Below are 12,416 nucleotides of genomic sequence, written 5' to 3'. Positions count from 1 at the left end.
TAACAGTTTACCCCTATCTTTTTACAGCCAAAAAAAAACCATAAACCATTGATTTAATTGAAATAAAAAAACAATCGTTAAAGTTGGCACGCAACTCGCTTTAATTAAAGTGCCGGTAAACAATATTAAAAATATCGGCTTTGTTTGTTCGTTCAAAATAATAATCAGAGGAAATCAACATGTTAAAAGAGTACGCAGTTGCACTAGTACTTTCTACCGCTACCCCTGTTGCTGCCGACAATCAAGAGGGCGCTAAGCAAGCTCCTGAGTCGCAAAAAGAAACGATTACACAGCCAAAAGCTGTTAAGCCACAAACAGGCGGAAACGGTTGGGGCGTAGGCTTCTAATTTGAAGTTAAAACGATTTTCAAAAAAAGAGAGTGCTTACTCTCTTTTTTTATACCTGAAAGTCGGAGCACGCCGTTTGTAGGTAACGTAATCGGTAGGTCTACGCCGCAATATAAAGATTATTAAACCCCACCGCATTGCGCCAATGTATATGACGAGAGATAGAAAACATGGGTAGCAAAATTGGTCCTAATACAAAACCCGCTATCGCCCACTTTTTCGCGCTCATTCCCCATTTAAACGCTTCTACATAAAAATATAGAGAAAAGATAACGCTTAATACTACGAGTGAAATCACACTGCCTCCGCCTGTTTAACATAATTACGTGGAGTTACTTGTTCTCATCAATTATTCAATTTAACTTACTGATAATTGACGCCAACAATTTGACACGTTCATTTTTTGAACGCAGGAATTTTACCCAAAATAGAACAATAAACCAGAAGAAATACCCATTAGACATAAAAAAACCGGGCAAAGCCCGGCTTTTTAACATTTTGTAAACTTAGTTATAAAACTTTTGATCGTTTTCCGCCATTTTTACTAACACATCAGCAGGTGCGAATTTGTCACCTACAGCAGTAGCATAATGATTTAAACGAGCAACAAGGTGTTTGATACCCAGTGTATCCATATAGCGGAATGGGCCGCCTAAGAATGGAGGGAAGCCTATACCGAAGATAGCGCCAATATCACCGTCGCGAGCATTGCGGATAACGCCTTCGTCTAAACAGCGTGCCGCTTCGTTAAGCATCATTAATACGCAGCGTTCAGCAACTTCTTTTTCGCTTAGCTTGGCAGAAGGTGAAAGGCTCAGTAGTTCGTAGATTGACTCATCCACTTCTTTACCTGGCTTTTTGCCTTCGTAAGAATAAAACCCTTTCTGGTTCTTCTTACCTTTTCTGCCGTCTGCAAGTACCTTGTCAAAAGCGCTTGGCGCGGTGAAACGCTCGCCGAACGCCTCTACAAGAAATGGAATGATCTTAGTGCCAACATCAATGCCCACTTCATCAAGAAGCTTCACAGGGCCTACCGGGAAGCCAAATTTAACCAGTGACTTATCGATGTGGTCAATAGGCTCACCGTCAAGAATTAGGTTTGCCGCTTCGTTCATGTAAGGCGCTAAGATACGGTTTACGTAGAAACCCGCACCATCTTTAACAACTACCGGCGTTTTACCTTGCTTCTTAGCAAACTCTACCGTAGATGAAATGACTTGATCAGACGTTTTGTCGTGAGCAATAACTTCAGCCAATGGCATCTTGTCTACTGGCGAGAAGTAATGCAGACCAATCACGTTTTCAGGACGTGCTGCTTTAGCTGCAATTTGGGTAATAGGAATAGACGAGGTGTTAGACGCGAAAATCGTGCTTTCTTTGCAGTTTTCTTCAATATCCGCCACCATTTTTTGCTTAAGATCTAAATCTTCAAAAACCGCTTCAACAACGATATCAGCATCCTGGTAGCCGCTGTAATCAAGCGTACCGGTCAGAAGCGCTAACTGCTTCTGCATTTCGCTGTTACGCATGAAACGCTTCTTCACTTTTTTGTTTAAGATGTCATAGCTATATTTCATCGCGTTGGCGATGCCTTCAGCACGCACGTCTTTAATACGTACGGGTACACCTGCTTTGGTAGACGTTACATAGGCAATACCACCGCCCATTAAACCGCCACCAAGCACACCGACTTTCTTCATTTTTTCAGGTTTCACACCTTCAACGCCGTTTTCTTTCTTCATTTCTGTGGTAGCGAAGAAAATCTGACGTAACTGGAAGGATTCCGGCGTCATAACAAGCTTACCAAAGGCTTCAGCTTCGGCTTTAAGCCCCGCTTTCACCCCTTCGTTCATGCCGGTTTCTATGACATCAATAATGTACCCAGGCGCTGGATAATTACCCTTGGTTTTTGCAAACGTCGCTTCCCGCGCTTTTTTGAACATCATGTTTCGGCCTGGGCCGGTCTTCTCTAACATTTTGTCCATTACGCTCTTTTGCGGCGCTTCACGTTCTGGTTTGCGTTTAAGCGCAAACTGTTCAGCAACCTTCAAAAGCACGCTGTGTGGCACCACTTCATCAACAATGCCGTACTTTTTAGCTTGTTTCGCACGTGCTGGTGAGCCAGTAAGCATCATTTTCATTGCTTGCTGAATGCCAATTAAGCGTGGAAGGCGCTGTGTACCACCACTGCCTGGCAACAAGCCAAGCTGCACTTCCGGTAGACCTACCTGAGTACTAGGTGAATCGGTACATACGCGATAGTGACATGCAAGCGCAAGCTCTAAACCACCACCTAACGCTGGGCCATGGATAGCCGCAACGAAAGTAGCCTTCATGTTCTCGATTCTATCGAAAATAGCTTGGCCGCCAGCGGCGATAGTCGTAGCGTCTTCAGCGGTTTTGCAAGCTGCTAGCATGGTGATATCGGCACCCGCTACAAATGAGCTTGGCTTACCGCTCGTTAACACTACACCTTTAATGCTGCTGTCGCGCTCAATGTCGTCAAGCATGGCAGATATTTCATCGCCAAATTCAGCTTTAAGCGTATTCATGCTCTCGCCAGGTACGTCCATGCTAAGAATAGCAACGCCATTATCTTGCTTGGTTAACGTAAATGCACCTGATGTTGGCTGGACTTCATTTGTCATATCTTGTTCCTGACTCATATTATTCTGTCTCCACAATCATTGCGGCACCAAGACCACCCGCAGCACATGCAGTCAATAGACCTGTACCACCGCCACGACGATTTAGTTCGTTAAGCATTTGCGTGATCATACGTGTACCGGTTGCAGCAAACGGGTGACCATAAGCAATTGAACTACCCATTACGTTGAATTTGTCCATATCAATTTCGCCCGTCGCTTTGTCGCGGCCAAGTTTCTCTTTAGCGAACTTGTCACTTGCGAACATTTTAACGTTTGCCAAGGTTTGCGCTGCGAACGCTTCGTGCATTTCAATCAAGGTTAGGTCGTTTAGCGTCATACCCGCGCGGTCTAGCGCGATAGGTGTGGCGTACGACGGCCCCATTAGCATGTCTTCCCACACATCAATTGCCGAAAACGCGTAGCTCTTTATATAACCTAGCGGCGTGTAGCCTAGCTCTTTCGCTCGGCTCTCAGTCATCATAAGCACTGCAGAAGCACCGTCAGTAAGCGGTGTAGCGTTTGCCGCAGTTACCGAGCCGTACTTTTTATCGAATACCGGGCGAAGTTTCGCGTAGCCTTCAAGCTTAGAATCGAAACGTACGTTGTTATCGCGCTCAAGAGCACCTTTATAAGGTTCAGCATAAGCGGTCATCACTTCGCTAGAGAGCTTGCCTGCTTCCCAGCTTTCAGCGGCTAGGCTGTGCGAGCGATGTGCAAGCTTGTCTTGCTCTTCACGAGAAATTTGATGCGTTTTCGCCATTTGTTCTGCCGTTTGCCCCATCGACAAACCTGTAGAGTACTCAGCTACAGCAGGAGGTACTGGCGCTAAGTCTTTTAGGCTCAAACGCTTAAAGATGTTTAGCTTTTGACCAAGAGTCTTGGTTTTCTGTAAATCTACCAGCGCACGTGCAAGATTCTTAGATACACCGATAGGCGATACTGATGTTGAATCTGCACCACCTGCAATCCCCACCTGAACCGTACCGGCCATCATGCTTTCAGCGATGTTAACCGTAGATTGAAAACTCGTCGCACAAGCGCGAGATACGCTATAAGCATCGGTGTGAATATTCATGCCTGTACCAAGCACGATTTCGCGCGCAATGTTTGGCGCTTCAGGCATTTGCACTACTTGACCGTAGACAACTTGGTCAACCCACTCTTTTTGAACACCATGGCGAACGAGAAGTTCGTTTACGACCATTTTACCTAGATCAACAGCCGGAACACCGTGGAAATATGTAGCCATCTTCGCAAACGGAGTACGCAACCCCGCGACAATGGCGATGCGATCACCCTCTCGGGTAGTAACTGATTGTTTTGTTGCCATAATGCACCTAAATTTATGACCAGCTTCACCTTTTGCTCATTGCTAGCGAAGTGGTCTGACCTGTAATAAACCCGATTTTTACAAACAATGAACAAAATAGCAAATAATGCAGGGGTAAGCGCAATATAAATGAAACTAAAGTTTGCACCGTTCGTGGAGTTCGCCTGCAAATTTGCCTGCTGAAATTTTTTCAAATTAAAGAAAGCACGTTTTGCCTCACACCACATATCGCATTTTTATTACTGTTTGACGACTTGAAGAAAGATAGAATGAACCTTATATGGAAATGAAAGTCTGTTTTGTGTCATTGTGACGGGCTAAAGCTATCTAATTAATATGTAATTTACTTTTTAGCTAAGCGATCACTTTATAAGAGATTTATAAATCTATCGGTCCGGTGACACTTCCTGATAACGAGAACTCAAACGGAAATTTTGCATTATGGCAGCAGCGCAATTTCAACAGTTACACGCTTATTTAGACCAGCAGATTATTGGTCAGCACGCGTTAACCAAAAGCCTTCTTATCGCTCTTTTGGCCGACGGCCACCTTTTGGTAGAAGGTCCTCCTGGGCTTGCAAAAACACGCGCAATCAATGCACTTGCTAATGGTATTGACGGCGACTTTCATCGCGTACAATTTACCCCTGACCTTTTGCCTGCCGACTTAACCGGTACAGACATATACCGCCCCGAAACCGGCGAGTTTGTTTTTCAGAAAGGGCCGCTTTTTCACAATTTAGTGCTAGCCGACGAAATCAACCGTGCTCCCGCAAAAGTACAGTCGGCCCTGCTAGAAGCTATGGCCGAACGTCAGATTACTGTGGGCAGTAAAACCTATCCTCTTCCTCCGCTATTTTTAGTAATGGCAACGCAAAACCCGCTAGAGCAAGAAGGAACGTATCCACTACCTGAAGCACAGCTAGACCGATTCTTAATGCACGTGGACATCGACTATCCAGGTGCCGAGACAGAGCTGGAAATATTGCGTTTAACCCGAGGTGAAGCTCTTTCAGAACCGCCTGTTACGCCACCTACGCTTACACAAGACGATATTTTTACGTCGCGTAAAGAAGCGTTGTCTTTGTATATGGCGCCTGAGTTAGAACAGTATTTAGTTCAATTGATTATGGCCACACGTCAGCCTGCAAATTTCGACGCTGAATTAGGCCAGTGGATAGCGATGGGAACAAGCCCCCGAGCAACCATAAGCTTAGATCGCTGTGCGCGCGCTCACGCATGGCTTAGCGGCAGAGACTTTGTTGGTCCTGATGATATTCAAGCTGTGGTTCACAACGTCCTTCGCCACCGCATTATTCTGTCATATCAAGCCGAGGCTGAAGGCGTAACGATTAACGACGTACTTGATAAGATTGTTGCAACTGTCGCAGTTCCTTAAGTTATGGTGAATGTACAAGCGCAGCTAGACAAGCTGCAAAGTAACGGGGTGTCACTGTCTACCGCGGAGCTACTTCGCTATCAACAGTTGGCTAAGCTTTTTAGCTTAGCGCCTAAACGTATGCCACAAGCTAAACTTGCAGGGAGTTATCTCACCAAGCACAAAGGCCGAGGCATGGAGTTTGATGAGGCCCGTCATTATCAGCCTGGTGATGATATTCGCGCTATTGATTGGCGCGTTACTGCGCGCACGGGTAAAACTCACACTAAAGTGTATCGGGAAGAGCGAGAGCGCCCGGTTTTTCTATTCTGTGACTACCTACCGTCAATGGCATTTGGCACGCAACTGCTTACTAAAGCGGTGCAGGCAGCGCATGTATCTTCATTAATTAGCTGGTCAGCTGCCGCTCGCGGCGATAAAGTTGGCGCGCTAGTATTTAATCAGCAACAGCACAAAGAAATTAAACCACTAACACGCAAAAAAGCCGTGTTGCACGTGTGTCATGAACTTATGGCATTGCACGAACAGAGCGCGCAATCTGAGCCGGACAAAGACAAAGACGAACAAGCTTTTGCCGATGCGTGCGCTAGGGCAAGACGTTTAGCAAGACCTGGGAGCTTGGTTTATCTGGTATCAGACTTTCAGCATTTAAGTACCCAAGCTATTCAACACTTAAGTCACTTAACTCGACACTGTGAAGTGAGGGCTATCGTGATTAACGATCCAATAGAACACGCTTTGCCGCAAACCAGTTCATTACAAACCGTCAGCGTTTCTGATGGTCGAAATCAACAACGTTGGGTGTTAGGCGACAATACAGAGCAGCAGCACTATCAAAAATGGCGCAGCGAACACAATAGCGCGATTTATAGCACCTTGCGCAAAAACAATATCGCTCGATTCAGTGTTTCAGCGGGTCTTCCCCTAGACGAACAGCTTCAAAGTATGCAGCAAGAACAACGGTTGGAGCTTAATTAATGCAGAGCAACAATCTTTTATCAAGCCTTTTATCCAGTTCAGCTCAAACGACATCGGCTAATCAAATGTCAGTGCCACCTCAGCAGCAAGACCCACTTGCTCAGCTGCGCGATATACACGTACCTACAGAGGTCAACATTTGGCCATTAGACTGGGGTTGGTGGGTCGCTATCGCAGTGTTTTTACTTGCCCTATTTTGCCTATATAAAACTATCACTGCTCACATACGTCACAACAAGGCGCGCAAGCAAGCTTTAGCCTTACTTGAATCGATTTCAGCACAACAAAGCAATTGGCCCGTGGCGTTAAACTCAATTCTAAAACGCACGGCTATGAGCTATTACCCAACTCAGCAAGTAGCCGGGTTATACGGTAAACAGTGGCAAGCGTTCTTAACCTCTGCATTGAAAAGTAGTGATAGTAAACTTGAAAGTGATTTAGGTTTGTTAGTAAGTAATGTTTATCAAGCTACCCCCAACCCTAGTGATTTTGAAACCTGCAAAGGGGCAGTAAAAAACTGGCTTTTAAAAGCCAAACTGCCAAAAAACAAGGGGGCTTACGGCGGTGTGAATGATGGCGGTCTAAACGATGGTAGCGCTCATGATAAGCAAACCAAGGAGCCGCATCATGCTTAACTTTGCTTGGTGGTGGGTCTTTTTCGTACTCCCCTTGCCTATTATCGTACGCCTGCTTTCTAAAAAAGCACAAGACATGCCCATGGCTGCATTGCGGGTTCCTAGTTTGCGACCTGGCGATGTGTCAGAGCAAATTCAGTTGAAACAAACCAAAATACCGCTGTTGATAAGTAGCTTGATATGGCTGCTGCTAGTAACGGCTGCCGCGCGCCCTCAATGGTTAGGGGAGCCTGTTAGCATACCAAACGAAGGTCGAGAAATGATGTTAGCAGTAGACTTATCGGGCAGTATGAAGATAGATGATATGCAGCTAAATGGCCGACAAGTTAACCGTTTAACCATGACTAAGTCGGTGGTTTATGACTTTATTCAGCGTCGCGTGGGCGACAGAATTGGCCTTATCTTATTTGCCGATACCGCGTACGTTCAAGCGCCGCTTACCTATGACAGAGATACGGTTTCTACACTTCTGAGTGAAGCTGTCATTGGGTTGGTTGGCGAACAGACGGCCATTGGCGATGCGATAGGTTTAGCGGTGAAGCGCTTTGACGAACGGGAAGAGTCTAATAACGTGTTAATTCTTCTTACCGATGGGCAAAATACTGCAGGGAATATTACACCCGAACAGGCGAAAGAGTTGGCGATTAGTAAGGGTGTGAAGGTATACACTATAGGTGTGGGCGCAGATAAAATGCTGATCCAGAGCTTTTTCGGCAGCCGACAAATAAACCCGTCGCAAGAACTTGATGAAGGCATGTTAACCGACATTGCAACTAGCACTGGCGGCCAATATTTTAGGGCTCGAAATGCCCAGGAACTTCAAGCTATTTATCAACAACTTGATGCACTTGAGCCTATTGAAGGTGAAACACGTAAGATGCGTCCATTGAGCGCACTGTTTTACTATCCCCTTGGTGCAGCAATAATACTGTCAGCACTATGGGCTTTTGTGACGATACTTGTATCAACATTTCGTTGGTTTGCACAAAGACGCATTAATTTGTCCGCGCAACACTCGAACACCGCTGATGCAATACAAGCAACTCAAGCAGCGCAAACAAATAGGGAGACGAAGTAATGGAATTCGACTTCTTAAACCAATTTCATTTTTTACGTCCCGAATGGTTTATCGCGCTCGCCCCCTTGATGCTGCTTGTGTTTTTAATTAGAAAAACCACGGCTAAGCAATCTGGCTGGCAATCTGTGATCCCTTCTCACCTATATCAATACATGGTGATTGGAAAAAACGAAATGGGCGCAAAACCTCCAATGTGGATGCTTGCTCTTGTGTGGATTATAAGTGTGATAGCACTCGCTGGCCCAACATGGGAGCGCCTGCCGCAGCCGGTTTACCAGTTGAAAATGGGACACGTTATAGTCATAGATATGTCGCTTTCAATGCGCGCTACCGATATGACGCCAGACAGGCTAACTCGCGCTAAATATAAAGCGATAGACCTAGTCAACGCTATTGGTGAAGGTGAAATGGGCTTGGTTGCTTACGCTGGCGATGCGTTTGTCATTAGCCCCTTAACCGAAGACGCAGGAAATATCACAACCCTAATCCCAAGCCTGTCACCGGAAATTATGCCCGTGCCGGGCAGCGACCCACTCCTAGGTATAGAAAGTGCATCAGAGCTTCTCTCGAATGCCGGATATAACTCAGGCATGATCTACTGGATTACTGACGGTATAGAGTTAGAACAACAACAAGAGCTTCAAGAGTATGTGGCTTCTATTCCTTTTACAGTAAATGCACTTACCGTTGGGACATCTGAAGGCGCGCCTATTCGCCAGCAAAGCGGCGAGCTCTTGAAAGACTTCACCGGCAGCATCGTTATTCCCAAGTTAAATGAAGGCGCAGTGAAAGGTGTGGTTAAAACGAGCGGCGGACGCTTTGAATCCTTTACATCAAACGACACCGACATTGATGCCCTCGCCTCGGTATCTCTACTAGATAAAAGCGACAGCGAAGAGAACGAAGAAGAGAGTAATTTACAAGGAGACCAGTGGAAAGAAGTTGGCCCTTACTTGCTACTTATACTTCTTCCATTTGCCGCCTTTGCATTCAAACGCGGGTTAGTTTTCATCGTGTTGGTGGGTTTACTTAGCCCCTCTATGATTAAAAACGCCCATGCTTTGCAACGTGCCCAACCCTCAGAAATTGCTGGCACGTCACAAGGCATAGGCGCACCAGAAGATACTCTAGAGATGGCAAATAAACCTGATTCACTCTCATGGTGGCAAACGCCATTTATGAATGACAACCAAGAAGCATTAAACAGCTATCAAAGAGGCAAGTACAAAGACGCCGTTAATCAGTTTAATGACGACACTTGGAAAGCATCATCACTTTATAAATCAGGTGACTACGAAGGTGCATTAAATGCCTTCAAAAGCATTCCTGGCCCCGAGAGTCTTTACAATCAAGGCAATGCACTGGCAAAACTCGGTAAACTTGAAGACGCTATTAAGAAATATGAGCAGGCGTTGAGCGAAGCACCGGATTTCGACGATGCAAAAACCAACAAAAAGATTGTCGAGGATTTGCTGAAACAGCAGCAACAGCAGAATCAGGAGCAAAACCAGAACGAAAATGGCGATGACGGCGAACAGAGTGACTCGCAGGATAATGGCCAAGATAACTCCGATAATTCTGATAACTCTGATAGCCCTAATAGCAAACAGCAATCAGGGGACCAGAACAATCAGGAAGGTTCAAACGAGCAGAATGGTCAGCAAGATGATAATGAGGGTCAACAGTCTGATCAAAGCCAAGCTAATGATGAACAGCAAAATGGCGGAGATAACTCACAACAGCCTGATGATTCCGAGATGAACAGTCAGAACGAGTCATCAGACTCTCAGCAGCAAAATGCAGAACAGGAAGAGTCTGATCAAGGTGACAGCGCGCAAGCACAAGAAAACGAACAACAAGCAGAGCAGGAAGCACAGGCTATGCAAGGTCAAGAAACCGATCTTACCGACGCAGAAAAAGAAGAGTTGCAGCGAATGGAGAGTTTAATGCGCCGCGTGCCAGACGATCCTGCATTCTTACTAAAACGAAAAATGCAATTAGAAGCACAAAAACGTCAGCGTCAACGTATGCCTTCAAACCGGAGTGATTGGTAGATGAGAGCCTTATTACAATCTACACGTATAGTTTTTTTATTTACCCTACTTGTAAATGCGGTGGCTTATGCCGATGTAAACTCGCTGGAAGCCACCATTGATAGAAACCCTGTCATGTTGGATGAAGCGATTCGCTTAACGGTTACCGCAGACGGTAGCGCGGACAGAGATGCATTCGACAGCTCTCCCCTGCTTAAAGATTTTGTTGTCGGCAGAACATCGGTAAGTAGCCAAACCTCAATCGTCAATTTCGACACCAAGCGTACCACCGTTTGGACCACTACCTTATTTCCCCGAAAGGAAGGCACGTTCACCATTCCTCCATTAACCATTGAAGGAAAATCAACCAAGCCTATTCAAGTTAAAGTAATACCAGTTCAAGAACAAAGTAACGTGGCAAGAGACTATTTTGTTACCACTGACATCGACTTGAAAGAGGCCTATTTAAATCAGCAGCTGCTTTACACGGTTAAGCTGTTTCTTTCTAGCAATATTGAGCGCGGCAGCCTACAAGCGCCAGAAATGCAAAATGCGGAAATTACCCAGTTAGGTGAAGACAAACAGTATACCGATATAGTAAACGGTAAACGGTATCAAATTATTGAGCGTCAATTTGCCGTTGTACCTCAAGCATCCGGTGAATTCACACTAAGAGGCCCTATCTTCACTGGCGAAGTAATGGCAGCCAATACTAACCAACGTTTTGGCTTCTTTAACCGTACCCAGCAAATCAATCGGGTTGGGCCCGACATTACGGTAAACATTAAGCCCATTCCTCAGGGGATAGATTACCCTTGGTTGCCTTCTGAAATGGTGCGAGTGGATGAAGAATGGCCACAAGGTGATAGTTTTGTAGCAGGTGAACCAGTCACCCGTATTGTAACGCTGACCGCATTGGGCGTAGTAGAAGAGCAGCTTCCTGATATTCCTGAGTTTTATCAGCCAAACTTTAAGCTGTATCCAGATCAATCAAACACAACGACAGTTGAAAAAGACCAGAGCTTAATTTCACAGCGCCAAACGTCGCTGGCAATTATTCCTACGCAGCCGGGTAACTTTGTCTTACCTGAAATTACTATCCCTTGGTTTAATACGCTTACTCAGCAAACTGAGTATGCCACTATACCCGCTCGTTCAATTAAGGTAGCGCCAGCGTCTGGCGCAAATAATGCCAATACTCCGAATATGCTAAACACTCCATCAGCCAGTAGTGCAACCAATGAAGATATTAAAAATGATATACCGTCAGCTGCAACACAGCCTAACGCTAGTGCTAGTGCTAGCAACGGGGATAAACCATTGGACAGCGCTTCAGGTGAAGTCGATACTGACGAAAATGCGCAGTTTAATTGGATGGTAATTGGTGTACTACTTGCGCTGTTTGTTATTGCGCTTGCGGGATGGGTATTTACTTACAGAAAGCTTAAGCAGTTTCAGATGACGGGGCCTGGGACCACTAACAAAACCGGCTCTGCACAGCGCTTCCACTCTTATGCTCAGTGGGATGAAAAAGCACAATTCCAAAACCTAATGTCAGTAATAAAGGCAAAAGACACAAGCTCACTTACGCCCGTGCTTAAACAGTGGATAACCGCATTAACTTCGGGTAAAGCGCAACTTTCGCAGTTTGAAGGAATCAACGGCAGTGTTAATGAGCTCTATGCACTGCGGTTCTCAGCCAGAAAAACTGATGCGAACCACCAATCTAAGCAAATGACGGAGGCTTTAGAAAAACTTTCATCGGAAATAAAGCTTGCTCGCAACGAATGGAAGCAGAAAAGCACTGAAAGCAAACACACGTTATCTAACTTATATCCTGCTTCATAAAACTCATTTCATTTGCTAATACAACGAAATTTACGTAATGAAAGCCCTTGCACTTACTTAATAAAGGTGGCGAGGGTTTCTTTACAACAATGTTTGTATCCAATAAACAGTCGAGACTACG

10 protein-coding genes are annotated in these 12,416 nt (G+C 45.4%); 7 read left to right on the top strand and 3 right to left on the bottom strand.

From position 1 onward, the window contains the following. Nucleotides 1-179: 179 nt before the first annotated feature. Nucleotides 180-347, top strand: coding sequence for a hypothetical protein (locus tag E5672_RS19850; protein WP_167483121.1), 168 nt, complete (start codon nt 180-182; stop codon nt 345-347). A 100-nt stretch (nt 348-447) separates the two neighbouring features. Here E5672_RS19850 and E5672_RS03280 read toward each other — a convergent pair whose 3' ends face one another. From E5672_RS03280 to fadI, 3 genes are all read right to left on the bottom strand, one after another. Further along, on the bottom strand, nt 448-645 hold the full coding sequence (locus tag E5672_RS03280; protein ID WP_136780893.1) for a hypothetical protein: 198 nt from the start codon (nt 643-645) through the stop codon (nt 448-450). A 208-nt stretch (nt 646-853) separates the two neighbouring features. After that, nucleotides 854-2,995: a fatty acid oxidation complex subunit alpha FadJ gene (gene fadJ, locus E5672_RS03275; protein WP_136781048.1), complete on the bottom strand. Its 2,142-nt coding sequence runs from the start codon at nt 2,993-2,995 to the stop codon at nt 854-856. A gap of 19 nt (nt 2,996-3,014) precedes the next feature. Then, complete coding sequence (gene fadI / locus E5672_RS03270) at nt 3,015-4,325, bottom strand: acetyl-CoA C-acyltransferase FadI (RefSeq protein ID WP_014948809.1); 1,311 nt, start codon at nt 4,323-4,325, stop codon at nt 3,015-3,017. 441 nt (nt 4,326-4,766) lie between these two features. Here fadI and E5672_RS03265 point away from each other — a divergent pair, with 441 nt between their 5' ends. Genes E5672_RS03265 through E5672_RS03240 form a run of 6 tightly spaced genes read left to right on the top strand, consistent with a single transcriptional unit; the run spans nt 4,767 to nt 12,295 of the window. Next, nucleotides 4,767-5,723 (top strand): AAA family ATPase, encoded by a 957-nt coding sequence (locus E5672_RS03265; RefSeq protein ID WP_014948808.1) that lies wholly within the window; start codon nt 4,767-4,769, stop codon nt 5,721-5,723. 3 nt (nt 5,724-5,726) lie between these two features. Then, a complete protein-coding gene (locus E5672_RS03260; protein ID WP_136780892.1) occupies nt 5,727-6,701 on the top strand; it encodes a DUF58 domain-containing protein in 975 nt (324 codons plus the stop codon). Beyond that, complete coding sequence (locus E5672_RS03255; protein WP_136780891.1) at nt 6,701-7,336, top strand: DUF4381 domain-containing protein; 636 nt, start codon at nt 6,701-6,703, stop codon at nt 7,334-7,336. Before E5672_RS03260 ends, E5672_RS03255 begins: the two co-directional genes overlap by 1 nt. After that, nucleotides 7,329-8,414 carry a vWA domain-containing protein gene (locus tag E5672_RS03250; protein ID WP_136780890.1) on the top strand — a complete coding sequence of 362 codons (1,086 nt, stop codon included), beginning with the start codon at nt 7,329-7,331 and terminating at the stop codon, nt 8,412-8,414. The genes E5672_RS03255 and E5672_RS03250 overlap by 8 nt, the downstream gene beginning before the upstream one ends. Next, complete coding sequence (locus tag E5672_RS03245; protein ID WP_136780889.1) at nt 8,414-10,468, top strand: vWA domain-containing protein; 2,055 nt, start codon at nt 8,414-8,416, stop codon at nt 10,466-10,468. The genes E5672_RS03250 and E5672_RS03245 overlap by 1 nt, the downstream gene beginning before the upstream one ends. Further along, nucleotides 10,469-12,295, top strand: coding sequence for a BatD family protein (locus E5672_RS03240; RefSeq protein WP_136780888.1), 1,827 nt, complete (start codon nt 10,469-10,471; stop codon nt 12,293-12,295). Nucleotides 12,296-12,416 lie beyond the last annotated feature (121 nt).

It is taken from the genome of Alteromonas portus (genome assembly GCF_005117025.1).
Lineage (GTDB): Bacteria > Pseudomonadota > Gammaproteobacteria > Enterobacterales > Alteromonadaceae > Alteromonas > Alteromonas portus.
The sequence above is the reverse complement of the archived record's forward strand: the minus strand, read 5'-3'. Positions and strand labels throughout refer to the sequence as shown.